Origin of the sequence: Laceyella sacchari (genome assembly GCF_004343255.1) — a bacterium.
Classification (GTDB): domain Bacteria; phylum Bacillota; class Bacilli; order Thermoactinomycetales; family Thermoactinomycetaceae; genus Laceyella; species Laceyella sacchari.
Genome location: NZ_SMDD01000003.1, coordinates 395681 through 420435, shown reverse-complemented (window position 1 = coordinate 420435; position 24755 = coordinate 395681). Strand labels below are relative to the sequence as shown.

Genomic DNA, 24755 nt, shown 5'->3' with positions numbered 1-24755 from the left:
ATCACGAATTGCCAGCGGCGCACTACCATGTTGTCAGATGATGTGACAAGCGCGTTGCAAATGGCGTCAGGAGGAGGCAAGCTTGGCAGAGCAGGATGCTCCGTTCGCCTCCTCTTTTTGATTTGCAAAACACTAGTTGTAAGGGGGGGCGCGGCTGTGGCGATCTCATTTTATCGCGTGAACGATCCATATGGTTGTTTCTCCAATTTTTCCCCACATCCGATTGTGCTGGATGGGAAAGAATGGCCAACTACCGAGCACTATTTTCAGGCGCAAAAGTTTGTGACGACGGCGCCAGATTATGCAGAGAAGATCCGGTTGGCGCCGTCACCTATGAAGGCGGCACAATGGGGGCGTTCCCGAAAAGCGCCTTTACGGTCAGATTGGGAGTCGGTGAAAGACGATGTGATGCGGCGTGCGGTTTATGCCAAGTTTAAAAGCCATCCGGAAATTCGTGATGTGTTGTTGGCGACGGGTGAAGAGAAGATCGTGGAGTTGACGACCACGGATATGTATTGGGGCGTCGGCAGTGATGGGACGGGAAAAAATCGATTGGGCATCATTTTGATGGAGGTGCGTGAGCGTCTGCGTCAAGAGTTGACGTAGTCTACATGGCCAACGACAACGGCTTATTCGCTGTTGCTGGTCGAAACGTTTCAAGGGTTGTTCACTATCACCTGCTCTTATGACCTGCTAAAATAAAATGGTGAGATCATGAAATGGGTTGTGCGGTGATAAACAATCATGCGCGTTGGTAACACACATGATTGTGAAAGAATAGACAGAACGGAAGATGTGGGGATGATTCCAGAAGTGTGCGGGACACGCCAATTGTTGGGAGATGCACCGGGAGGTACCCGATGTGATATACTGATTCTAGATTCCCTAAAAATGAAATTTTGTGCGATCATGAATATAAATGCGCGTGTAAACGTTTTGTAGGCAGGCTAACAAGACAGCAGGGAGTGGACTTATGCTACAAATTGCTTTGGATTTTTTGGCTAAATGTGGAATGTGGGGGCTATTTGTGGCCACGGCGATTGAAGCGTCGTCGTTGCCCTTTCCAGGAGCTCTTTTCGTTCTGATCTACGGTTACCTGATGGATGTTAGCCCATGGACCCTCGTCCTGATCTCCGCTATCAATAGTGTTGTATACGTTGCGTTCAGTTTAATTCCTTTTTATCTTGGCACCCGGATTGAGAAGTTTTCCAAAAAGAAATTTGACCAGAAAAAGATTGAAAAAGCGCAAATGTGGTTCAAAAAATACGGGGAATGGAGCATCACCCTGTCCCGCCCAACCGGGTTTGGTAACTATATTTCTTATATTTCGGGCATGAGCCGCATTTCACTGTGGCGCTTTATCGTGTTTAGTTATCTGGGGGTTTTTCCATGGAACACCGTTTTGCTGTTTGTCGGGCGAAAGGGGAATTTGGACACGGTTCAGCATTTTCTTGATCTCATGGAGAAATTTGGTTACATTTTGGCAGGCGTGGTCGCTTTGGCGTTTGGCGTCTGGTATCTTATCAAAAGAAATAAACAGAGTACGCAATGTGAAAAAGGCTAAATTGTCAAAGGAGCCAGCGTGTAAAACCAGCGAACATGTTGTTTGCTGGTTTTTTAGTTGGCAGGACGGCATTTGTCTTGTCAATGATCTGGATGCAACTGGGACGAAGACAAGCGTTTTGTTTCTGATTTATGTGAATGCTTGATGAGAATGGGAAGAACCGCTTGCATCCTGTATTCATAACCAGCAAAATAAGAGGGAGACAATGGAGTTGGAGGAATGGATACATGGCAACATACCGATTGGAACGAGTTGGAGAAATGCTTGAAGATAAAGGATACAATGTGATAGAGACGGAAGCGGAAGAAGTGATCGCTTGGTTCCAGTACTTGTCTGACGCGGACTTGTTTCTGGCGGTTCTCGCCGAAAAAGAGCGGATGGAAGCGGAGGAGGGACAATCTTCGTAACAGTGAACCTGATGAATCACCACTGCGTCGACATGTGTGGATGCTTCTGGGATGTGTCTGGCAAATCAAGTTGGCAGGGAATAAGCAGCGGAACCCCCTTTTCTTGAGCAGCGCCTCACCACGTGGGAAGCGGATGAGAAAATGGTTTTCGAGCTGCTGGCCTATTCATCAGACACGTCTTAATCAGATCGGCGATGTCCGGTCTTTTTGTTTTTTGCAACCCTTGGTTGCGCTGTGATATATTTATTGCCGACAAGTCTCAAGGTGGACGGTGTGAGATGTGCTAAAATTCATGGTACCTGATCTGTTTGCACAGTCGATATACGTCATTGATTATGAGGAATTAAAACGGAGAGGTGTCAGGGGAATCATTGTCGACTTGGACAACACATTGGTCGAATCGACGCGACCTGACGCCACCCCGCGGTTAGTCACCTGGCTAGATGAGTTGCGATCTATGGGTTTTAAGGTGATGATTGTGTCCAACAACAATCGGACACGTGTGGCCCATTTCGCTGATCCGTTGGGGCTTCCGTACATCCATGCGGCGAAAAAGCCTTTGTTGTCCGCTTTCCGAAAGGCGCTGGAGCGGATGGGAACCAAACGGGAGGAGACGGTGGTGATCGGGGACCAGTTGTTAACCGATGTGTTCGGCGGCAACCGCATGGGTTTGTATACCATCCTCGTTGCGCCGGTTTCAAACATCGATGGGTTCTTCACGAGAATTAATCGTCGTATGGAGCGCTTCGTGTTTAGCTTGCTAAAGCGGAAAGGCCATGTGCAGTGGGAGCGTTCCAATAAAGGTGAATCAACGTAGAAAGCAAGGTGGAAAGACGATTGAACGACATGCATGAGATTCGTTGCGAAGGATGTGGCGTCGCTATTCAGAGCGAAGACCCCAAACGGGTCGGTTATGCCCCGGCACAGGCGCTCAATCGGGAGTCGGTGTTGTGCCAGCGGTGTTTCCGCATCCGGCATTATGGGCAGATTGAAGCGGTGGAACAAGATCCTGATGCATATTATCGGTTGTTGGATGCGATTGCATCGACGGATAGCTTGGTGGTGTTGGTGGTCGATTTGTTTGACTTTGCCGGGAGTTGGATTCCGGGACTGCATCGCCGCATTGGGAATAATCCGTTATTGCTGGTTGCTAACAAGGTGGACTTGTTTCCCCCTTCGACCAAATGGGGACGTTTGCGGGAATGGGTGTACCAGTCTGCACGAGACATGGGGGTTCATCCTGTAGAAGTCGTCATGTGCAGTGCTGCCAAGGGTATGAAAATGCGCGATGCTGCTCAAGCGATTGAGTATCATCGCCGTGGGCGGGATGTGTACATAGTCGGTACAACCAACGTAGGAAAATCTACGTTCATCAATGGCCTGATCAAAGAGGTTACCGAAGAGGGTGAGGATGTGATTACCACCTCACCTTACCCCGGCACGACATTGGACGCCATTCGCATTCCGCTGGATGATGGGAAAGAAATAATCGACACGCCGGGGATCGTCCGCAAAGACCGCGTGAGCGAGTGGGTCGAGCCCAAAGAGCTGAAGTTGGTCGTGCCTCAATCGACGCTCAAACCAAAAGTTTATCAGCTGAACGAGGAGCAGACGCTGTTCTTTGGGGGATTTGCCCGGTTTGACTTTGTGCGCGGGCCAAAGCAACCGTTTGTCTGTTATTTATCCAACCGGCTGTACGTTCATCGGACAAAATTGGCACAAGCCGATGACATTTGGCGGAAGCATCGCGGTGGCTTGCTGACGCCGCCCCGCAATTCGGAGGCGTTGCCCGGATGGAAGAAACATACGATCCATTTAAACGGCCGCCAAAAGCAGGATATCGTAATTTCCGGACTGGGTTGGGTCGCGTGCGGCAAGGAAAAAGCTACGCTGGAAGTGTGGGCGCCGGAAGGAATTCAGGTGACGACACGTCCGGCATTGATCTGACGCGGGCTGTCGGGCAAGCATAAAGAGATCGCATCTCTCAAGGGGGAAGAGGAATGGGGTTCATTGACAGCCATACAGGGTTGCTCGGTTTACTCGGTGATCCGGTGAGTCATTCCAAATCGCCGGTTATGATGAATGCGGCATTGGCCGAACTGAATGCTCCTTATGTGTACTTGGCGTTTCGGGTTTCCCCATCTGCGCTGGAGGAGGCAGTGAGGGGATTGCGGGCGCTGGATGTGAAGGGATGGAATGTTACCATTCCGCACAAAGTGGCGATCATGGAACATTTGGACGGATTGGATGATACGGCGCGGGAGATTGGTGCGGTTAATACCGTGGTAAAACGGGAAGGCAAGTGGATCGGTTATAACACCGACGGAGCTGGCTATCTTCGCTCCTTGCAGGAACAGATCTCGTTTGAACCGGCCGAGCAACGGGTGGTTCTCTTGGGAGCGGGCGGAGCGGCACGGGCTGTCGGTTATGCACTGGCGGCGGCTGGCGTTTCTTCGATTACCGTTGCCAATCGAACAGTGGCTAAGGCGGAGGAGTTGGCGCACCACTTGTCCCGCTATACCCAGACAAAAGCCGTAGCCGTAAATGATAGCCGGAAAGAGATTGAAGCTGCCACGTTGATCGTTAACACCACGTCGGTGGGGATGGTGCCGCGGACGGAGGAGATGCCGATTCCGGGTGAATGGCTCAATGCCCATCATTTGGTGAGCGATCTTGTCTACCATCCGCGCATGACGGCCCTGTTGCAAGCGGCCAAGGCCAAAGGCGCAATCATCCATACCGGTGAAGGCATGCTCTTGCATCAAGCAGCCTTGGCGTTGGAGTTGTGGCTCGGGAAAAAGGCGCCAGTCGAAGTTATGCGCAAGGTGTTGGAAGCCTCCTTGGCGGGAAAAAGGGAACAGAAAGAGTGAATCATCATGAGAGTAGGGATATTTGGCGGGACCTTTGACCCAATTCATCTGGGTCATCTCATCTTGGCGGAACAGGCGCGCGAGGTTGCCGCATTGGATCAGGTTTGGTTTATCCCCGCGGCGGAACCGCCGCACAAATTGGACAAACGGATCTCGGCCAGTAACCACAGGGTCAACATGGTTCGTTTGGCGATCCAACACCATCCTTGCTTTCAACTGTCTACAATGGAACTGGAGCGGAAAGGTCCTTCCTATACGCATGACACGGTGCGGATGTTGTCGGAAGCACATCCAGATGCCCAGTTTTACCTCTTGGTCGGGGCGGACATGGTGAAAGATTTGCCCAATTGGTATAAAATAAAGGAAATCCTGCAATCTGTCCAAGTCATTGGTTTGGGAAGGCCGGGCGTGGAGGTGGAAAGCTTGCCGGTTTACGTGAAAAATCGCCTTCATTGGATACCGGACCCGACGCTGACGAACATTTCCTCCACCATGATCCGCCAGCGTCTCAGTCAAGGGAAATCAGCGCGTTACCTTGTTCCGGATGCCGTTTACCAGTATATGAAGGAGCATGGGTTGTATGGATCTTGAGATTTTATTGCAAGCTACAAAAGAACAGATGCCGATCTCACGGTGGGAACACACCCTCAGGGTGAAAGATACCGCTCTGCAGCTGGCAGACCGGCTGGGCATGAACCCTCATCCCGTAACCGTCGCAAGCATTCTGCATGATTATTGTAAGTTCTGGCCCGACACCGTGCTGGCCGAACGGATTCGGCAATCGGATTTGCCGAAGGATCTGCTCCAATACAACAAAGAATTGTGGCATGGTCCTGTCGCTGCCATCGTAGCCCGCGATCAATTTGGCATAACCGATCCCGATGTGCTTCATGCAATCCAGTACCACACGTCGGGGCGCGAGGGCATGTCCCAGCTCGAAAAAGTGATTTGGCTAGCCGACTATATTGAACCGGCGCGCCAATTTCCGGGATTGGACGAAGTGCGATTGCTGGCGGAAACAAACTTGGATCAAGCATTGCTAAAAGCGCTGGAAAACACGATCCAATTCTTGATTCAGAGGAAGCAAAAAGTGTACCCACCAACGCTGTTGGCCCGCAACTGGTTGTTGGACCAAGTGGCGCAAATGCAAACGGAATCAAGGGAGGAATTTTTTTGAACGTAGTGGAAATCGCACAATTGGCGGCCACCGCTGCCGAGGAGAAAAAAGCTCAAGATGTGACGGTTCTTGACATTCGCGGGATATCGGGATTTGCCGATTATTTCGTCATCTGCCACGGGAATTCCCAAACGCAGGTACAAGCGATTGTGACCGGCATCAAAGAGAAGATCGTCGAACTCAACCTACCACTCAAAGGAATCGAAGGATATCAGGATGCTCGCTGGGTTCTTATTGACCTCGGGGATGTGGTTGTGCATGTTTTCCACAAAGATGAGCGTGAATTTTACGGTTTGGAACGACTGTGGGGCGACGCTCAGCAAGTGAAAGTGCAATAAAGCGTTGACACTGATTTTCCCCTTTGCATATAATGATGAAAAACATATGATTTCACAGCTATGATAAGGAGTAGTACTCCGCTTGGCTCAGCACAGAGAGTTGACGGTTGGTGCAAGTCAATCTGAGGCAGTGGACGAACTCGCCTTATCGCCCTGGAGGGGAACGAACTTTTAGTACCCTTCAGCGATTCATCCCCGTTACCGGATTTTGAGTGAGTACTTGATTGGTGCTAATTAGGGTGGTACCGCGGGAATTGGTTATTCAACCTCTCGTCCCTAGCTGAGACTAGGGGCGGGAGGTTTTTAACTTTTTTAGGACAGGAGCGTACAGGTCATGAGAGAGTATACGCCAAAAGAAATTGAGCGCAAATGGCAACAGGCGTGGCAGGAAGCGCGCCTGCATCAAACGGATGAAGATGAGAGCAAACCCAAGTATTACGCATTGGAGCAATTTCCTTACCCTTCCGGTGAAGGATTGCATATGGGGCATATGCGGGTTTATTCCATCGGTGATGTGGTGGCCCGGTTCCGGCGCATGAACGGCTACCGCGTCTTGCATCCGATGGGGGCGGACGCGTTCGGCTTGCCTGCGGAAAATGCGGCGATCAATCGCGGCATCAATCCCAGAGAGTGGACCTTGTCCAACATGGAGCGCATTCGCAAAGAGCAAGCGCTGATCGGTGCTTCCTATGACTGGGACCGTTATATTGGTACTTGTTTGCCTGAGTATTATAAGTTTACCCAATGGCTGTTTTTGCTGTTCTATGAGCGGGGATTGGCTTACCGCAAGAAGGCCTTCGTCAATTGGTGCCCCGACTGCAACACGGTATTGGCCAATGAACAGGTGGAAGACGGCAAATGCTGGCGTTGTGATTCAGAAGTGACCAAAAAAGAGTTGGAACAATGGTTCTTACGCATCACTGACTATGCGGAACGTCTGCTGGAAGGGTTGGACCGCCTGCCGGACTGGCCTGACAAGGTGCGGGCGATGCAGCGCAATTGGATCGGCAAGAGTGAGGGAGCGCATGTCACATTTACGGTGCCCGAATGTGACGATGAGTCGGTGACCGTCTTCACCACCCGGCCTGACACCCTGTTTGGGGTGACTTACATGGTGGTGGCGCCTGAACATCCCTTGGTGCCTCGTTTGGTGAAAGGCAAAGAAACGGAAGCAGATGTGCTCGCTTTCATCGAACAGATGAAAAAACAATCTGAGATCGAGCGAACTTCCACCGAGGCAGAAAAAGTGGGCTTGTTTACTGGTGCATACGCCAAGCATCCGCTTACGGGAGAAAAAGTACCGATCTGGGTGGCCAATTATGTCCTGATGGATTACGGCACGGGCGCCGTGATGGGAGTGCCTGCGCATGATGAGCGCGATTTCCAATTTGCGTCCAAATACGGATTGCCCATCAAAGTGGTGATTCAACCAGCGGCAGGGGAACCGTTGCCAGAGCCGTTGACGGAAGCGTATACCGAAGACGGGGTACTGACCGGTTCAGGAGACTTTGACGGGATGCCTAACCGCCAAGCGGTGAAGGAGATCGCCAAGTTCCTGGAAGAGCGGAAGCAAGGCGGTTGGACGACGACATACCGTTTGCGTGATTGGCTCATCTCCCGTCAACGGTATTGGGGCACGCCCATTCCGATGATTTACTGTGACTCGTGCGGAGCGGTGCCGGTGCCCAAAGAGCAATTGCCGGTTATGTTGCCGGAAGATGTGGTGTTTGATGGAAAGCGCAACCCGCTGACCACTTCGGACACTTTTGTGCAGACAACGTGTCCGCGTTGCGGCAACAAAGCGCGCCGTGAAACAGATACGATGGATACGTTTATCGATTCTTCCTGGTATTTCATGCGTTACACGGACGCGCAAAATGAAGATGAGCCATTTACGCCGGAAAACGCGGCCAAATGGTTGCCGGTGGATGAGTACATCGGTGGTATTGAACATGCGGTATTGCACTTGCTCTACTCCCGCTTCTTCACCAAGGTTCTCTACGATGCGGGCTTGGTGCCAGTGGACGAACCGTTCAAAAGCTTGTTGACACAAGGCATGGTGTTGAAAGACGGATTCAAAATGTCTAAATCTAAAGGCAATGTGGTGAGCCCGCTGGAAATCATCGAGAAATACGGTGCGGACACGGCTCGGCTCTTCATCCTGTTCGCGGCTCCGCCTGATCGCGATTTGGAATGGAGCGATTCCGGTGTGGAAGGCAGCTATCGGTTCATCAACCGCGTGTGGCGGCTGATCGCCCAGCATGAAGCGCTGTTTGCGCAAGATATCCCTGTGCAGGGCGAACCGCAAAGCGGCGAAGCAAAAGAACTGCGCCGCCTGATGCATCAAACCATCAAAAAAGTGACTAGCGAGATCGGGGAGCGTAGCCATTTCAATACTGCGATCAGTGCGATCATGGAATTGGTCAATGGGCTGTATGCCTATCCCGAGCATGCTGACCGCGCAGTGCTGAAGGAAGCGCTGGAAACACTGGTGGTCTTGCTGGCTCCGTTCGTACCGCACGTGACAGAAGAACTGTGGCAGTCGATGGGGAAAGAAGGCAGCGTGCACCGCGTAAACTGGCCCACCTACGATGAACGGGCCTTGGTGTTGGACGAGGTGGAAATCGCTGTGCAGATCAATGGCAAGGTGCGGGACAAGTTAGTCGTTGCAACCGATGCCAGCCGAGAGGAAGTAGAAAAGCAGGCGTTGGAAACCGAGCGCATCCAAGCGTTGATCGAGGGAAAAACGGTACGCAAAGTGATTGTGGTGCCTGGTAAACTGGTAAATATCGTAGCAAATTAAGGCGGATGTAGCCAAATAAGAGGCTCCGTTCCCGGTATAAGGGGGCGGAGTCTTTTGTCGTTCTGGCAGCACACAGTGGGGTATCAGCCCTATTGTGCAAATGGAGAGAAACAGGTATAGTGTGGGTAATTGGAAAAAAATGTCGGAGCGTGAAGGCGATGGTTTACTGGGGTTGGACACCGAGGGAGAAGGGCTTGGCGATTGCGTTGGCGGGGGTTGTGTTGACGGTGGGGGCAGTCTGGCTGTTTGGACAGGAAGAGCGTCCTGACAGGCAGGAATGGATGGAATACCCTGTTCAGGGCAATCCGCCCGTGACCGAAAGACCTGCGGCAAACATGAGCAAGCAAGTGAGTAAGAATGTGATCATCATCGATGTGAAAGGAGCAGTGCATAAGCCAGGCATTTATCATTTTAGTACGGAGGCGAGAGTGTATGAGGCGCTGGAGCGCGCTGGTGGGGCGCGAGACGAGGCTGATTTGGGACGGGTAAATTTAGCTGAGCCGCTCCGGGATGGGATGGTGTTATACATTCCTAAACAAGGGGAGCAGGGGACACCGTTTATGGAAATGGCGAAGGCAGACTCCGCAGATGCCAGCGGGAAGATCAATGTGAACACCGCGACGGTAGAAGAGTTGGACAAGCTAAACGGAATCGGTCCCAGCAAAGCGGAAGCTATCGTCCGCTACCGCGAAGAACACGGGCCGTTTCAATCGGTGGAAGACATCGCGCAGGTGCCCGGCATCGGCGCGAAGACAGTGGAGAAATTTCGCGAACAGATCACAGTGCATTAAAGGAAAAAGCGATCCAGACAAACTGGATCGCTTAATAAGTAACGCGCTTATTTGGACATGATTTTGCGCACTTTTTCCAGCGAGAGATCCAACTCTTCTTTCGTGATGGTGAGCGGAGGCGCAAAACGGATGGTGTTGTCGTGGGTTTCTTTGCAGAGCAACCCTTCTTTCATCAGTGCTTCACAGTATGGACGTGCTTTCTCATACAGTTCCATACCGATGAAGAGGCCCTTACCGCGTACTTCTTTGATAATCGGGTTTTCGATTTTCTTCAATTCGGTGATGAAGTATTCACCCAACTCACGAGAACGGGTGGTGAGATCATCTTCCACCAGAACATCGAGGGCGGCGATGGACACAGCACAAGCGAGTGGGTTGCCGCCGAAAGTGGAGCCGTGCGAACCCGGATCGAAGACGCCCAAGATTTCTCTGTCAGCAGCGACTGCGGAAATCGGCATAACTCCGCCGCCCAATGCTTTACCCATAATGTACATGTCCGGCTTCACGCCTTCCCAATCGCAGGCGAAGAGCTGGCCTGTCCGCCCGAAACCGGTTTGTACTTCATCGGCGATGAAGAGGACATTGTGTTCTTTACAGATTTCCAAGGCTTGGCGCAGGAAGCCCTCCGGTGGAACGATGACTCCCGCTTCCCCTTGGATCGGCTCCAACATGAAGGCAGCCGTGTTTGGGGTGATAGCCGCTTTAAGCGCTTCCAAATCGCCATAAGGGATCACTTTAAAGCCGGGTGTGAGCGGACCGAATCCACGTTGGTATTCTTCGTTGGAAGACAGCGAAACAGCGGTGATGGTGCGGCCATGGAAGTTATCTTCACAAACGATGATTTCTGCTTGGTTGTCGGCTACTTTTTTCACATCGTAAGCCCAGCGCCGAGCTGCTTTGATAGCCGTCTCAACAGCTTCCGCACCCGTGTTCATGGGCAGAACCATTTCTTTGCCGGTCAGCTCAGCGACTTTCTCATAAAAGGTGCCCAATTGGTCGTTATGGAAGGCGCGGGAAGTAAGCGTCACTTTGTCTGCTTGATCCTTCAACGCTTGGATGAGTCGCGGATGACGGTGACCATGGTTGAGCGCAGAGTAAGCACTTAACATATCCATGTAACGATTGCCATCGGCGTCTTCCACCCACACGCCTTCTGCTTTGGAGATGACGATTGGCAGGGGATGGTAGTTTTTCGCTCCGTATTTATCCGTGAGTTCAATCACTGCTTGGTTTTTGGACATGGATGATGAACCTCCCTTGTAATTTACCCAATTAACATCATTTTAGGTAATAAAGTGCGCGAAATCAATGAAATGTATACTATTTCACTGTTGCGCATAAATAACAGACTTGACGGATAAAAAAGGAGTGGGTATAATCACCTTATCATTAAATATGCAAACGTAATAAACATTCATATTGTTTCTCTTATCAAGAGCGGCGGAGGGACTGGCCCGATGAAGCCCGGCAACCTCGGTGAGATGGTATCACCGGAAGGTGCCAAATCCTGCAGAACAAAAAGTTCTGAGAGATAAGAGGAGACGGTCCGTCCGCGCGCGCAAACCTCTTCTCTTGTCGAGAAGGGGTTTTTTGTTTGCCAAATTTCCGCATCAAAGGAGAGGACACACCGATGAGAATGGAAACAGCGTTGGCGCAAATCGGGAACAAACAGGAACGGAATACAGGAGCAGTGAACTATCCGGTCTACTTTTCGACGGCATATGAGCATGTTGACGGAGTGAGCACTGGATATGATTATTCACGGGCTTCCAATCCGACGCGAGACGTGCTAGAGGAAAGTATCGCCCGATTGGAAGAGGGGGACGGCGGATTTGCGTGCAGTTCGGGAATGGCAGCGATCCACACGTTGATGGGTTTGTTTAGCCAGGGGGATCACTTGATCGTTTCGTTGGATCTGTACGGTGGAACGTACCGGCTGTTTGAGAAGGTGATGACACGGTACGGTTGTTCCTTTTCTTATGTGGATATGCGGAACTTGGCGGATATTGAGCGGTTCATTCAGCCTAATACCAAAGCGATCTTCATCGAGTCGCCCACCAATCCGTTGATGTGTGTGACAGATGTTGCCGCGGTCTGCCGGCTGGCTAAGGAACGAGGACTGATCACCATCGTGGACAATACGTTTATGACGCCTTTTTTACATCGACCCCTTACGTTGGGAGCGGATATCGTTATTCACAGCGCCACCAAATACCTGGGTGGGCACAATGACGTGTTGGCCGGGTTGATCGTGACCAAGGGTGAGGAACTGACGGAACGGGTCGCCTTTTTGCAGAAAGCGATTGGCGCGGTGTTATCTCCATTGGATTGTTGGTTGTTGATCAGAGGGATGAAAACCTTGGCGCTCCGCATGAGGCAACATGAGGCCAACGCCCAAGCGATTGCTGCTTATTTAGAGCGCCATCCGGCCGTTGACGCAGTATATTACCCCGCGCTGGACTCTCGAAGCAAAACCTTGCTCACTGAGCAGGCGGACGGGTTCGGCGGGATGCTGTCATTCCGCTTGAAGCGCAAAGAGTGGGTGCATCCGGTTCTCAACAATTTGAAGATTATTACTTTTGCGGAAAGCCTGGGGGGCGTGGAAAGCTTGATTACCTATCCGGCCACGCAAACCCATGCCGACATTCCGGTGGAAATCAGGGAGCAAACAGGTGTCTGTGACCGCTTGTTGCGCTTGTCAGTGGGGATTGAACATCAAGAGGACTTGATTGCCGATTTGGCACAAGCCTTACCGCAAGAGTAAGCACGAAATCCGGTTCCGCTGCGGGAGCTTTTACACACCGCCAAACGAGTGCGGTAAGTTAAAGAAAGGGATGAGGATGAGATGAGGTTTGACACAAAGTTGTTGCACAATGGGAATGAGATCTGTTCAGTTACGGGTGCGTCGAGCATTCCGATCTACCAAGCTTCCACGTTTCACCAATTTTCAATCGACCAACCAGGAGAATTTGATTATGCCCGTTCGGGAAATCCGACCCGCCAGGCGTTGGAAGCGACGATCGCCCATCTGGAAGGCGGGTGTAGGGGATTTGCGTTTGCTTCCGGGATGGCGGCGATTTCCACCGTGTTTCTCCTCTTCTCACGCGGAGATCATCTGGTGGTTTCTCAGGATGTATATGGTGGCACCTATCGCGTGTTGACCAACGTATTTGAGCGGATGGGAATTGAGACGAGTTTCGTGGACACGACGGATTTGGAACAGGTGATGCAAGCGATCAAGCCTAACACCAGAGCGCTGTATATTGAGACGCCGTCCAACCCGCTGTTGAAAGTGACCGATCTTCGGGGAGTCGTCAACATCGCCCAAGCGCATGGTCTCCTCACGATTGTGGACAATACCTTCCTCACCCCGTATTATCAGCGTCCATTGGAATTGGGGGCCGATATTGTCATCCACAGCGCGACCAAATTCATCGGGGGCCACAGCGATGTGATCGCTGGATTGGTTGCAGTCAAAGACCGAGAATTGGCGGAGTCATTAGCGCAACTGCAAAACGCATTTGGCGCAGTGCTAGGCGCTCACGATGCTTGGCTGGTGATGAGAGGGATCAAAACGTTGAAGGCGAGAATGGAACTGTCGACAAGAAGTGCGGAAAAAGTGGCCTTGTGGCTGCAACAGCATCCCGATGTGGAGCGGGTGTATTATACCGGCCTGCCGTCGCATGAAGGCCACTTTGTACAGGACGCGCAAGCCAGTGGGCACGGGGCTGTCCTCTCCTTTGATCTTGGCGATGGAGATAAGGTGCGCCAATTTTTACAACGCGTCAAATTGCCGATCGTGGCGGTCAGCCTAGGTGCGGTAGAATCGATTTTGTCTTATCCGGCGCTGATGTCCCATGCCTCCATGCCACCGGAAGTCCGGTTAAAACATGGGATTACGGATGGACTGTTGCGGTTGTCGGTCGGTCTGGAAAGCGCCGACGATCTGATTGAAGACCTGGCACAAGCGATGTCTTTTAGCGTGTCGGTAACCGTGGGGAGATAGCACACGCAGGAACTAAATATTCACGCGTGACAAGTCGCTTCTGGGGAAAGGTTCACTGTTTTTACCCACACATGCCCTCGACCGCAGTCTAATGCCTCCTAACACAGGGGGCGCTTTTCTTTTCGCCTAATTTATGTACAATAATAAAGAACGATCCAGCAGAGAAGGAGTTATCCAAAATGACAATCAAATCGGATAAATGGATACGGATGATGGCGAGAGAACGGAAGATGATCGAACCATTTATCGATCGCAATGTGGGAAAGGGGGAGGCCGTCAGCTTCGGCTTGTCCAGTTACGGATATGACCTCAGGGTGGCGAATGAGTACAAGATTTTCCACAATGCGTTAAATTCGGTGATTGATCCCAAAGAAATCAGTTCCGATTCCTTCGTGGACTTTCAAGGAGAGGTATGTATTATTCCGCCGAACTCGTTTGCTTTGGCCCGGTCGGTGGAGTATTTCCGCATTCCCGAAAACGTGCTGGCAATTTGCGTTGGCAAATCCACCTACGCGCGTTGCGGCATTATCACCAACGTCACCCCGTTGGAACCGGGCTGGGAGGGATATGTGACATTGGAGATCTCCAACACGACTCCCCTGCCGGCGAAAATATATTCCAATGAAGGATTGTGCCAAATCCTGTTCTTGGAAAGCGATGAAGCGTGCGAAGTTTCTTATGGGCATAAACAAGGAAAATACCAAGGCCAAACGGGTATTACGTTGCCGAAAGTGTAAAGCTTCAGATCGTGCGAAGGAAAAAGCCGCATTGCCGGCAAGAGAACACTCATGTGCGACATGGGTGTTTTTTTGTTGAAATCTGTTGGAAAAAGAAGGGAATGAGCGTGGCGCGGGAAGAAAGAACTGGGCGAAAAGGAGGTGGGAGAATGAAACGGCCTTTGGTGGTGTTAAGTTTGGCGTGGGTGCTCGGCTACTTCGTACATGGATGGTGTCGACTCCCCGCCACAGTCTACCTGCTCGCCGCGCCGGTCGCACTGCTGGGTGGCGGATGGGCGTATTACCAATGGCGGAAAGGGGTTTTTATCACCTTGCTATTGGTAGGCGTGTGCGTGGCAGGAGGGCGGATCGCATGGGTGGAGGGGCATGCGGTGTCGGCACTTTCGCCACTGATCGGGGCATCCGCCGAGTCCTCCCGATCCATGCCGGTGGTAGGCAAAGTCACTTCCCTGCCTGAACGTGATGGAGATCGCCTCCTGTTTGTGCTCGATGTGGAGCGGTTGTGCGTAGGTGGGAAGTGGCGACATTTGCCGCAACGGGAGCCAGTGCACGTCACGCTAGCTTTGTCCCATCCCAGCCAGTGGCAACGAGCCGCGCAGATTAAACCCCAGCAGACGCTAGCGATGTCACTCACTTTTCAACGTCCGCCTCTGCCGCGCAATCCGGGGGCCTTTGATTACAGAGAATATTTGGCACGGCGCGGCATTTACTGGTTGGCTGAAGGAAAGTCGCTGTCCGAATTCCGTTTGTTGGCCGTTGCCAGATACCACCCTCTGTATTGGATGGGCGAAGTGCGGAACTGGGCAAGTGAAACCGTGAAACGGATGTATCCGGAGCAGACAAGCGGTGTGATGCGGGGCATTTTGCTGGGCGAGAGAAAAGCGATTTCCGAACGGATTGAACAAGATTACGCTACCCTTGGCATCATTCATGTGCTCTCCATTTCCGGTTTGCATGTCAGTGTGTTGCTCGCAGTCGGATATCGGGGATTAAAGCGGCTTGGCATGACCCGGGAAAAGGCGGCGGGAACAGTCATGGCTCTGCTTCCGTTATACGTTATCCTGACCGGTATGGGCGCCCCTGTGATCCGGGCGGCTTTGACAGCAGGAATGGTTTTGCTCGCTACCCTTTTGCGTCGCCAGCAAGATGTGCTATCTTTCTTGGCCCTTTCATTTTTGCTCCAATGTGGCTGGAATCCGCATGTATTGGAAGAAGCAGGTTTTCAATTGACCTATGCCATCACCGCCGCATTGGTCATTGGGACGGGGAGTCTGGGTGATGCCCTTCCTCTTCCATGGGCTTGGGCGCGACAAGCATTAGCGGGAATGCTGATTGCTCAAGGGGTTTCGTTGCCGTTTGCACTGGTTCATTTTCATGAATATTCGCTTTTGTCTGGCGTCGCCAATCTATTGTTTGTGCCCATTGTCAGCTTAGTGGTGACGCCCTTGGGGATGGTTTCGGTGTTGTTGGCGGCAGTTTGGGAAACGGGCGCCCGTGCGTTGGCCGAGATGGTTACGCTTTGCCTGTATATCGTGGATGGGGGCGTTGGCATGCTGGCGCAGTTGACCCCATTGCATCGCTTGTGGCAAACCCCGCCGGGTTGGTGGCTGATGGCATACGCATTGGCGAGTTGGTATCTTTTTGCTGCATGGTGTGGGGCATTTCGCAATTATAGCGGCGCGCATCGCGTCTATGGGTGGATTTGCTGGATCGGCTTGTTCTTTATCGCCGCAAGCATAAAAATAGGGAGCGATGCGACGCGCATCACATTTCTGGATGTGGGTCAAGGAGATTGTGCGGTGGTTGAAGCGAAATCAGGTCAGGTGATTGTAATTGACGGCGGCGGGCGCGATGTGCGGGATAGGGAGGCTTCCTTTGATGCCGGCAGGAGAGTAGTGGTTCCTTTTCTTAAATTCCGAGGCATCAACCAGATTGATACATTGGTGATGACCCACGGCGACTTAGATCACATCGGCGGGGTGAAGGCCATTGTGGAGCGCATACCGGTCAAGCGGGTGGTGCGCAATCCCTCCCCCATCCAATCTCCCATGGAGCGCGAAGTGATGACAGCGATCCGTCGCAGGGGCATTCCTGTGCAGGTACCGCGTTTGCAGCGATGGGAAAGGCTTGGGGAAGGCGTGAATTGGCAATTTTACCATCCGGGAATCAGCACACGTCATGAAAGAAATGAAGATTCGCTTGTTTTTCTGTTGACGGTAGAAGGGGTGCGGTTTCTTTTCACCGGAGATGCGGGAAGTCCGACAGAAGACCAGTTGCTGCGCCAAGTGAGCCTGCCCGATATTCATCTGTTGAAAGTGGCTCACCATGGCAGTCGATCAGGTACGCAATCCAAGTGGTTGGAAGCGCTTAAGCCGGAGCATGCAGTCATTTCTGCCGGTAGGCGAAACCGCTACGGGCATCCCGCTCCAGAAGTGATCCGCCGCTTGCAGAAAGAACGGATACATATTTGGCGGACAGACCTTCAAGGAGCGATCCAAGTGGAGGTGCAAACGGGTCGGCTACGGATTGCTCCCTTTTTACAAAATGACGGATAGCGCGTTGGAATAACAAAAAGGCAAACTTTTTTCAAAAGGGATCTGGCAAATTTATGGTACACTGGTTGCAACATCGATCTGAACGAGAAAGTCTAAATGGTAGGAGGGGTTTTGTTGCTCGACTCTGATTTGATCCGGCGCGCGCAACAGGGAGACAGGCAAGCTGTCGTCCAAGTGTTGAAGCAATTGGAAGTCGCAATGTACCGCACAGCGTATTATTTGTTAAACAATGAGCAAGATGCTCTGGATGCAACACAGGAAGCCTTGTTAAAGGTGTATAAGCATTTGCCGACATACAAAGGGGATGCCATGATCCACACTTGGGCGCAACGGATTGTGACCAATGTCTGTATGGATATGTTTCGTAAAAGGAAGAAGGTGGTGTTAATGCGGGAAGATTTTTGGCGTGAAGATGTTAAGGCCGTCCGCGAAGTGGAAGGCGGCGCAATGATGACTGATCTGAAGCAGGCTATTTCCCGCCTGCCGGAAACGCAACAAACGGCGGTCGTGTTGCGGTATATTCAGGAGTACAATTACCAAGAGATCGCTGAAGCGATGGGGATGCCGATCAATACGGTCAAATCGCACTTGTTTCGGGCACGCAAGCAGTTGAAACAATGGCTGGCGGCTTATAAGGAAGGAGGGGCCACCACCCATGGATCGTGAAAAATGGATTGAATGGATGCAACGCGACCTTGATGGTGATTTGACGCAAGTGGAAAAGGAGATGTTGGAGAAGCATCTGGCCCGCTCGCCTGAAGATGCACGCATTTATGAAGGGTTTCGCTCCTTGTCCGATGAGCTGTCCCGATTGCCGCAAGTGATGCCGCCGACTAGTATAGTTGATTCGCTCTTGGCGGAAATGGAGGACAAACCGTCCGAGTCCCGTCCGAATCCATCCGGCTGGATGGCGCGCTGGCGTCCGTCTCGACGAGTGGCTGTCGGCATGGCGGCTCTGTTTGTCGTGGGATTTGTGAGCGGTGTGTGGGTGAATGGGTGGTTGATGAGCGATCCGCCGAAACAAACGATGACTTCGCGAGGCGACGGCAGTCCCTTCGATCGAAAAAATGCTAGCAAAGTTTCGCCTGATGTACTTATCACCATGAGCAGTGAAAAAGACGGACAGTCCCATATTGCGTTTTCTCCGGATCGTGAATATCAAGCGATCTGGACCGACAACCACCTTTTGGTCAAAACCAAGGATTCGAAAACCACCTATTCGCAAAAGCTGTTCGTCGGCGGGAAAAAGCCGCGCATGCAATGGATTTCCGCCCGACGCGTCAAAGTCTCTTATCAGGATGAAAAAGGGGCTTCCAAACAGCTCACTATTGATGTCGAGCGGGGCGAAAAGGTAAACTAGGGTGAAGAGGTGAAGTCAGTGAACCAGGAGCTTTTACGGGAGCTGAAGCAGAACAAGATTCACCCAGTTTACTTTCTTTACGGCACCGAGCGCTTTTTAATTGAAGAAGCGCTGTCGGGGTTGCGTGCGCATGTGATGCCCGAGAAAGATGAGTTTGGTAATGCGGTTACATTGGATTTGGAAGAAACGCCGATTCAGATGTTGGTTCAGGAGGCGGAGACGCTTCCTTTTTTTGGTGAACGCCGCTTTATCGTGGGCAAAAACGCGCAGTTTTTAACCGCCAGCAAAGGAAAAAGTGGTGTCTCCCATGATTCGGACGCACTGATCCATTATTTAAAAAATCCGTTGGAAACCAGCGTGGTGGTGCTCACCCTGCACGGTGACCATTTGGACAAGCGTAAGAAGGTAGTGAAGGAATTGTTGGCCGGCGCGCGTACGGCGCAATTTGACTCGCTCAAAGGCAAAGAGGCTGCGGAATGGGTTGTGCGCCAGTTGCGCGAGCGACAGGTGCGGATCGACGCCGATGCGCTGAAAGAACTGCTTGTCTTGGTGGGAAATGATTTGCACCTCTTGCATCAAGAATGCGAGAAATTGGCCACGTTTGTGGGTGAGAACGGAGTCGTCACCCCAAAGATCGTATCGGAATTGGTTCCGCGCACGTTGGAGCAGGATGTGTTCAAACTGACAGAGAAAATCGCGGAACGAAAGTTGGAAGACGCCTTTCATATCTGGCATGATTTGCTGTTCCAGAAAGAAGAACCCGTGCGAATCTTGGCGCTGGTCATTCGTCAATTCCGCCTGATGTTTCAAGTGAAGACGTTGGCGGGAAAAGGGATGAGTGAACGTGAGATGGCGCAACAGCTGAAAGTGCACCCCTATCCGGTGAAATTGGCTTCGCGCCAAGCGAGGGCTTTCAGTGAAAAGCAGTTGCGTTCTTTGCTAGCGATGGCCATTGCGGCTGACCAGGAGATCAAATCGGGAAAAGTGGACAAGGAATTGGCTGTCGAACGATTGCTGTTCCGATTGCATATGTCCGCTTGAAAGGAGCAATCAATGATGCAAGACCAACAACGACAAGCTTTGCGCAAACGGCAATGGCTGTATCTCAACGGACTGCTTGTTGCCGTGTTACTTTTGTTGGGACTGTTGCTGGCGTTCAATGTCACCGCCCCGCAGTTTTTCTTAGTGGTGGGGTTGCTCTTTTTGGTGACGCCTGTCAGCATCTGGGTGTTTAAAGAAAGCAACCCCTTGTTGCGAGCGCTCCCCGGCATGGGAGAATTGTCACAATATGAACATGAGAAGCTGGGGGAAAGCTGGGGGAATTATCAGTTCTCCACTGCTTTGTTGCAAACGGCCTGTAGTTTGTTTTTCTTTGTACAGGCCTTCATCCGCGAAGGAGGGGCCCCATTTCGCGAAGGGATACCGATTTGGTATTTCATTGTCGTTCCGGTGATCATACTTTTGATTATCAACTTAAACCATCGCTCGCACATTAAGCGGATGGATGGGAAGACGCCGGAACAACTGCATACTTACGCTGAAGAAAAAAAGTTATTTTCCATTGTGTTTGCATCCGTGACCTTGGGGATGACATTGATCGGCACCTGTGTGGTCATGTTATTAAGTTGATGTTAAATACAAAAAGCCCGGCTCGCTATTTGCAAGCCGGGCTTTTTACGAATCAATCCTGTTCTTCTTCAACAGGGTGTTTCATGATACGGCGGGTGGCTTCATAAGCGGAGGTGAAGGAAAGCTCGGACAGTTGCCCTTTTCCTTGACACCAGTCACCTGCAAAATAAGCGTTGGCCAGGCTGTGGAATTTGACCGGCATCAGCCGCTGGTCATCAATGCATTTGATTTCCTGTACCGTCGCTTTTTTGGACACGCGTTTAGCTACAAGACGGTCGCGCCAGCCGGGGAAGTGCTTGTCATAAATGGATTCGATGATGGCTACTTTCTCATCGGCTTTGTTTTGGGCGATCTCCTCATCATTCAGATAGGCGACAGCTTGCATCAATTGTCCGCCCTCAGGTACACAGGTCGTGTCATAGTATGAAATGTCTGTGATGAATACCTTTTGCGCTTTTTGATAAATGTAAGTAAACGGGCTGGAAATCCGTTCGGAAAGGCCGACGTCGTACACGACCACACTGGTGGGGGAGTAACGAACATATTCTTCGAAATACTTTTGCAAAGGCGTTTCCGCAAACAATTGGCTACATTCTTTGGGCGGTATGCAGAATAGATAATGATCTGCGGTGTACACCGTGTCTTCTTTGCCGTAGATGGCTGTGATTTCCTTGCCGTCCAAGTCGATCCGGCTCACTTTTTCTTTGGTGATGATGCGTCCGCCGTTTTTTTCGATGATGTCGGCGAAAGCCTGCACGATCGCTTGCCAGCCGCCGCCGATGTAAGAAACGGCCCGTTGGGTCGCGAACAGGCGCCGGTAGTAATCGAAAAACAACGTCGAAGGAATGCGTTCCGGTTCATTGGTGAAAAAGTTGGATGAAGCGATGGTCAAAAGCAAATCGCGGACTTGTGGCGTTTCTTTTTGTAAATACTCACCAATAGGGATGCCTTCTTCTCCGCGATTGATGGAGGACATTGTTTTGAACACTTCATAAGCAAACCGCAATTTGTTTTGTGAATCCAGCACTTTGGTACGGTAAAGCCCTTCCAATGTTGCCGGCATCGGCGTTGTATACGATCCCATGTCATAAAAGGCTTTGGATGGGGAAAAATCTTTCCAATCGACATTCAATCCAATTTCATGTTCAAATTTGCGCAAAATGGACTTGTCGCGGGCGTAAATGGCATGCGCTCCAAAGTTGAAATTAAATCCTTTCAACGGAATGGTAATCGCCCGGCCACCCAATTTGGGCGCTTTTTCCAACAAGGTCACATCGTATCCATTGTGTGCGAGCCGAGCGGCGGCGCTTAAGCCGGCCAAACCTCCACCCACCACAATCGCTTTTTCAGACACGTAGAAACACTCTCCTCCAGTAAACGGTTACAAAGCGGAAAAAATTGAGATATCGATCACTTTCCTATTTTATCAAGTTTAAAACACTTAGAGTAGGCTTTTATTTGAGTTCGGAAATTTCTTGCTAGTGCGTTTGATTTCCGGTCCGGAAGGGATGTTGATAAGGATGTGAAGAAGGGGTACATTAGGGCGTGATGGATAAACAAATGGAGTTATATGGAAGACAAGGGAAGGGATACGATGAAGAGAAAATTGGTGAGTGCTTGTTTTGCCGGTATCCATTGCCGGTATGATGGCAAGCACAATCGGGTGGAGCAGATTCAGGAACTCATTAAGCGGGGGGAGGCGGTGCCCGTCTGTCCTGAGCAGCTCGGCGGGTTGTCCACTCCACGCAAACCAGCGGAAATCGTTGGTGGTGATGGGCATGATGTGTTGGATGGAAAGGCAAAAGTGGTCACCGTGGACGGAGAAGATGTGACCGAAGCGTTTGTGCGGGGAGCTTATGAGGCGTTACGCGTAGCCCAAATGCTGGGGGTGGAGGAGGCGATCTTGAAAGAGAAAAGCCCCTCATGCGGCAATTGCATCGTATATGACGGCACCTTTCAAGGCGTGAAGAAAGCAGGACAAGGAGTGACAGCGGCATTGCTTAAGCGCCACGGGATTAACGTCGTGTCTGAGGAGGAGTGGAAACAAGAGTCATAAGCAAGCTTTAATGGAAAACGCGTCCCGCGACATTATGGCGTCTTGCAAAAAAAATGGGCCCCCCGAAGAAGGAGGGCTTACCTTGTCAGGCTGTGGGCGAGGGGACGTTTTTCTGCCCAAGCTGTTCTTTGATCTTTTTATATTGGAACAGCATGGCGACGCGCCACGGCAACAACATGCCAAAGGCGAGAATGAAGAAAACGCCGCCTGTCTGGAAGATGCTGATATGATGTTCGATGTAGTTGTGCAAGGCGAGGCGCACCACAAACAATCCGCTCAAAATGACGACGAAGGTGCGAGACTGCTTCAGGTAGATGTCGTCCCCTTTAATTTCAAATGCGGATGTTTTGATGAGCGGCAACGAGAAGAACAAGGCTCCCGCCAAAAAGGACAGGATCGCCCACGAGAGAGGGATGCGGCATTCTGGAAACACGAACATCAGGAAACCGGTGCTCATCCCCAGGGGCGGTATGATGATTTTTTTTGCTGAGGTCGGCTTTTTGGAAGCTCTCAACCGCATGATAAAAAAAGTCGAAGCCATGGCGAACCCAATGATCGGCGCGATGGTTGTGAGTTGAATCGGTAAAATTTGTCCCATATCCGTCCCTCCTGATTCTAGAAAAAAACTAGCACATTCCCGGCCCTTTGTAAATAAGGGCTCGCTTGACTTTTTGGCAATATTGAAGCAAAATGAATATCATTAAGTATCCTATGCGAATGGGAAAATTTTCATACTGGCACAACGGCGATGATAAAGGAGAGTAGTATAGGAGCGGCCGCATAAGAGAGTTGGCGGGAGGTGCGAGCCAACCGGTCCCCCATATGAATGGGCTTTGGAGCCGTTTTCCTGAACGCGGGGGCATATGATAGATTCCGTCAGTAAGGAAACCCGGGTTATTCCGTTATGAATGAATGAGGTGTGCCCGAAGTATATGTTTTTCGGGCAAATAAGGGTGGTACCGCGAGTTCAAGCTCGTCCCTTACGGGGGCGGGCTTTTTTATTTTCTCAAAAGGAGTGTGTCAAGATGGAACGCGTATTATCAGGCATCCAACCGACTGGCGCCGTGACCCTGGGGAACTATATCGGGGCGATGCAACGGTTTGTCCAAATGCAGGAGGAGGCCGACTGTTATTTCTGTGTGGTGAATATGCACGCCCTCACCATTCCGCAAGACCCCGAATTGCTGAAGCAAAGAACCATTGATTTGGTGGCTATTTATCTGGCGACCGGGCTTGATCCGGCCAAGTCCACCATATTTGTCCAATCTCAGGTTCCAGCCCATGCAGAAGCGGCTTGGTTGTTGCAATGCGTTGCCCGCGTCGGCGAACTGAATCGGATGGTGCAATTTAAAGAGAAGGGCAAAGGGTCCGAATCCGTTTTGGCTGGACTTTACACCTATCCCGTTCTGATGGCGGCTGACATTTTGCTTTACAACCCCAAGCGGGTGCCGGTCGGTGAAGACCAAAAACAACACTTGGAATTAACGCGCGAAATTGCTGAGCGTTTCAACCGTGATTACGCGGAGATTTTCACGTTGCCCGAACCGTACATCGGCGAAGTGGGTGCCCGGATTATGGGGCTGGACAATCCGACCAAAAAGATGAGCAAAAGCGCCGATAGTGAGTTCAACTATATCACACTGCTGGATGAACCGAAGAAGATTGAGAAAAAGCTGAAGCGCGCCGTAACCGATTCAGAGAATGTCATCCGCTTCGATCCGGTTGCGAAGCCAGGGATCAGCAACTTGCTCAACATCTACAGCAGCCTGTCAGGCAAGTCGATCAAAGAATTAGAGAAACAGTATGAAGGATTGGGGTATGGTCAGTTTAAGAAGGATCTGGTAGAAGTGACGATCGATCATCTCGCGCCGATCCAGTCTCGTTTCCATGAAATCCGCAACTCCGGCGAAGTGGAGCAAGTGCTAAAACAAGGCCGGGAGAAGGCGGCGGCGGTGGCTGATGAAACATTAAAACGCATCAAAGACGCCATGGGCATTATCTAAATGAAAAGATCTCGTCCCAAAACCTGGGGCGAGATCTTTTTAAATAAAAGCGACCCAACAAAGCGGGTCGTTCATAAGCTGCATTACGCTTGCAATGCTTGCAGTTTTTTTACGAGGCGGGATTTTTTGCGAGCTGCAGCGTTCTTATGGATCAGGCCTTTGGTTACGGCTTTGTCCAAAGTGCGAGCAGCCTCTTTGTACAGAACGGTTGCTTTTTCGTTGTCTTGTTGTTCAACGGCAACCAAGAACTTTTTCACAGCCGTACGCATAGCAGACTTTTGGGAAGCGTTGCGCTGACGGCGAATTTCGTTGGTTTTAGCGCGTTTGATTGCGGACTTAATGTTAGCCAATACATTCACCTCCTGTGGGATTCTGATCTCCGCATCCCATTTATGCAACATGCAATATTCTAGCATGAGCTATGGCAAAAAGCAATAACACAAGCCAGAGGAATAAATA

The 24755-nt window shown here is 51.2% G+C and carries 25 protein-coding genes, 1 riboswitch and 2 other annotated features; of the genes, 21 read left to right on the top strand and 4 right to left on the bottom strand.

All coding sequences use genetic code 11. The features are described 5' to 3' along the window. Positions 1-156 precede the first annotated feature (156 nt). The 11 genes from EDC32_RS12410 (at position 157) to EDC32_RS12360 (ending at position 9950) form a co-directional block, all read left to right on the top strand. Positions 157-606, top strand: coding sequence for a riboflavin biosynthesis intermediates N-glycosidase (locus EDC32_RS12410; protein WP_246026942.1), 450 nt, complete (start codon positions 157-159; stop codon positions 604-606). Between the two features lie 367 nt (positions 607-973). Then, positions 974-1564 carry a DedA family protein gene (locus EDC32_RS12405; RefSeq protein WP_132222599.1) on the top strand — a complete coding sequence of 197 codons (591 nt, stop codon included), beginning with the start codon at positions 974-976 and terminating at the stop codon, positions 1562-1564. A 227-nt stretch (positions 1565-1791) separates the two neighbouring features. Next, positions 1792-1971: a hypothetical protein gene (locus EDC32_RS12400; protein ID WP_022736705.1), complete on the top strand. Its 180-nt coding sequence runs from the start codon at positions 1792-1794 to the stop codon at positions 1969-1971. Positions 1972-2263: 292 nt separating this feature from the next. After that, positions 2264-2788 carry a YqeG family HAD IIIA-type phosphatase gene (locus EDC32_RS12395; protein WP_132223010.1) on the top strand — a complete coding sequence of 175 codons (525 nt, stop codon included), beginning with the start codon at positions 2264-2266 and terminating at the stop codon, positions 2786-2788. Between the two features lie 29 nt (positions 2789-2817). After that, positions 2818-3918: a ribosome biogenesis GTPase YqeH gene (yqeH, locus tag EDC32_RS12390; protein WP_211341935.1), complete on the top strand. Its 1101-nt coding sequence runs from the start codon at positions 2818-2820 to the stop codon at positions 3916-3918. Between the two features lie 53 nt (positions 3919-3971). Beyond that, positions 3972-4841, top strand: coding sequence for a shikimate dehydrogenase (locus tag EDC32_RS12385; protein ID WP_132222597.1), 870 nt, complete (start codon positions 3972-3974; stop codon positions 4839-4841). A 6-nt stretch (positions 4842-4847) separates the two neighbouring features. Continuing rightward, complete coding sequence (locus EDC32_RS12380) at positions 4848-5432, top strand: nicotinate-nucleotide adenylyltransferase (RefSeq protein ID WP_022736701.1); 585 nt, start codon at positions 4848-4850, stop codon at positions 5430-5432. Next, positions 5422-6018 carry a bis(5'-nucleosyl)-tetraphosphatase (symmetrical) YqeK gene (gene yqeK / locus EDC32_RS12375; protein WP_132222595.1) on the top strand — a complete coding sequence of 199 codons (597 nt, stop codon included), beginning with the start codon at positions 5422-5424 and terminating at the stop codon, positions 6016-6018. Before EDC32_RS12380 ends, yqeK begins: the two co-directional genes overlap by 11 nt. Beyond that, complete coding sequence (gene rsfS / locus EDC32_RS12370; protein WP_022736699.1) at positions 6015-6356, top strand: ribosome silencing factor; 342 nt, start codon at positions 6015-6017, stop codon at positions 6354-6356. The genes yqeK and rsfS overlap by 4 nt, the downstream gene beginning before the upstream one ends. Before the next feature lie 51 nt (positions 6357-6407). Beyond that, positions 6408-6637: a binding site (T-box leader), on the top strand. Between the two features lie 53 nt (positions 6638-6690). Further along, positions 6691-9159 carry a leucine--tRNA ligase gene (leuS, locus tag EDC32_RS12365; RefSeq protein ID WP_132222593.1) on the top strand — a complete coding sequence of 823 codons (2469 nt, stop codon included), beginning with the start codon at positions 6691-6693 and terminating at the stop codon, positions 9157-9159. Between the two features lie 158 nt (positions 9160-9317). After that, complete coding sequence (locus tag EDC32_RS12360) at positions 9318-9950, top strand: helix-hairpin-helix domain-containing protein (protein ID WP_132222591.1); 633 nt, start codon at positions 9318-9320, stop codon at positions 9948-9950. A 47-nt stretch (positions 9951-9997) separates the two neighbouring features. Here EDC32_RS12360 and EDC32_RS12355 read toward each other — a convergent pair whose 3' ends face one another. Next, complete coding sequence (locus tag EDC32_RS12355; protein ID WP_132222589.1) at positions 9998-11191, bottom strand: ornithine--oxo-acid transaminase; 1194 nt, start codon at positions 11189-11191, stop codon at positions 9998-10000. 184 nt (positions 11192-11375) lie between these two features. Continuing rightward, a riboswitch (SAM riboswitch) is annotated at positions 11376-11488 on the top strand. Positions 11489-11580: 92 nt separating this feature from the next. Between EDC32_RS12355 and EDC32_RS12350 the strand changes: the two genes are divergently transcribed. The 8 genes from EDC32_RS12350 (at position 11581) to EDC32_RS12315 (ending at position 20237) form a co-directional block, all read left to right on the top strand. Continuing rightward, positions 11581-12714 (top strand): PLP-dependent transferase, encoded by a 1134-nt coding sequence (locus EDC32_RS12350; RefSeq protein WP_132222587.1) that lies wholly within the window; start codon positions 11581-11583, stop codon positions 12712-12714. 81 nt (positions 12715-12795) lie between these two features. Beyond that, the gene (locus EDC32_RS12345; protein WP_132222585.1) at positions 12796-13956 is read left to right on the top strand and encodes an aminotransferase class I/II-fold pyridoxal phosphate-dependent enzyme; all 1161 of its coding nucleotides are present in this window, start codon (positions 12796-12798) and stop codon (positions 13954-13956) included. Positions 13957-14135: 179 nt separating this feature from the next. Beyond that, the gene (gene dcd / locus EDC32_RS12340; RefSeq protein WP_132222583.1) at positions 14136-14693 is read left to right on the top strand and encodes a dCTP deaminase; all 558 of its coding nucleotides are present in this window, start codon (positions 14136-14138) and stop codon (positions 14691-14693) included. A 149-nt stretch (positions 14694-14842) separates the two neighbouring features. Beyond that, positions 14843-17248, top strand: a complete 2406-nt coding sequence (locus EDC32_RS12335; RefSeq protein WP_158283361.1) for a DNA internalization-related competence protein ComEC/Rec2 — start codon at positions 14843-14845, stop codon at positions 17246-17248. 114 nt (positions 17249-17362) lie between these two features. After that, positions 17363-17914 carry an RNA polymerase sigma factor gene (locus EDC32_RS12330; protein ID WP_022736691.1) on the top strand — a complete coding sequence of 184 codons (552 nt, stop codon included), beginning with the start codon at positions 17363-17365 and terminating at the stop codon, positions 17912-17914. Beyond that, the gene (locus EDC32_RS12325; protein WP_132222579.1) at positions 17904-18608 is read left to right on the top strand and encodes an anti-sigma factor family protein; all 705 of its coding nucleotides are present in this window, start codon (positions 17904-17906) and stop codon (positions 18606-18608) included. The genes EDC32_RS12330 and EDC32_RS12325 overlap by 11 nt, the downstream gene beginning before the upstream one ends. 18 nt (positions 18609-18626) lie before the next feature. Further along, positions 18627-19649, top strand: coding sequence for a DNA polymerase III subunit delta (holA, locus tag EDC32_RS12320; RefSeq protein ID WP_158283360.1), 1023 nt, complete (start codon positions 18627-18629; stop codon positions 19647-19649). A 12-nt stretch (positions 19650-19661) separates the two neighbouring features. Continuing rightward, entirely contained in the window at positions 19662-20237 is a 576-nt protein-coding gene (locus EDC32_RS12315) for a hypothetical protein (RefSeq protein ID WP_211341930.1), read from the top strand. Positions 20238-20289: 52 nt separating this feature from the next. Here EDC32_RS12315 and EDC32_RS12310 read toward each other — a convergent pair whose 3' ends face one another. Further along, positions 20290-21591 carry a phytoene desaturase family protein gene (locus tag EDC32_RS12310; protein WP_132222573.1) on the bottom strand — a complete coding sequence of 434 codons (1302 nt, stop codon included), beginning with the start codon at positions 21589-21591 and terminating at the stop codon, positions 20290-20292. Positions 21592-21831: 240 nt separating this feature from the next. Between EDC32_RS12310 and EDC32_RS12305 the strand changes: the two genes are divergently transcribed. Continuing rightward, positions 21832-22293, top strand: coding sequence for a 2-thiouracil desulfurase family protein (locus EDC32_RS12305; protein WP_132222571.1), 462 nt, complete (start codon positions 21832-21834; stop codon positions 22291-22293). A gap of 85 nt (positions 22294-22378) precedes the next feature. Here the strand turns inward: EDC32_RS12305 and EDC32_RS12300 are convergent, their stop codons facing one another. Further along, positions 22379-22891: a CcdC family protein gene (locus tag EDC32_RS12300; RefSeq protein WP_246026941.1), complete on the bottom strand. Its 513-nt coding sequence runs from the start codon at positions 22889-22891 to the stop codon at positions 22379-22381. A 141-nt stretch (positions 22892-23032) separates the two neighbouring features. Then, positions 23033-23277, top strand: a binding site (T-box leader). Positions 23278-23318: 41 nt separating this feature from the next. On the opposite strand from EDC32_RS12300, the gene trpS reads away from it, so the two are divergent. Continuing rightward, positions 23319-24296, top strand: a complete 978-nt coding sequence (gene trpS, locus EDC32_RS12295; protein WP_132222569.1) for a tryptophan--tRNA ligase — start codon at positions 23319-23321, stop codon at positions 24294-24296. An 83-nt stretch (positions 24297-24379) separates the two neighbouring features. Here trpS and rpsT read toward each other — a convergent pair whose 3' ends face one another. Next, complete coding sequence (gene rpsT, locus EDC32_RS12290) at positions 24380-24646, bottom strand: 30S ribosomal protein S20 (RefSeq protein WP_022736683.1); 267 nt, start codon at positions 24644-24646, stop codon at positions 24380-24382. Positions 24647-24755 lie beyond the last annotated feature (109 nt).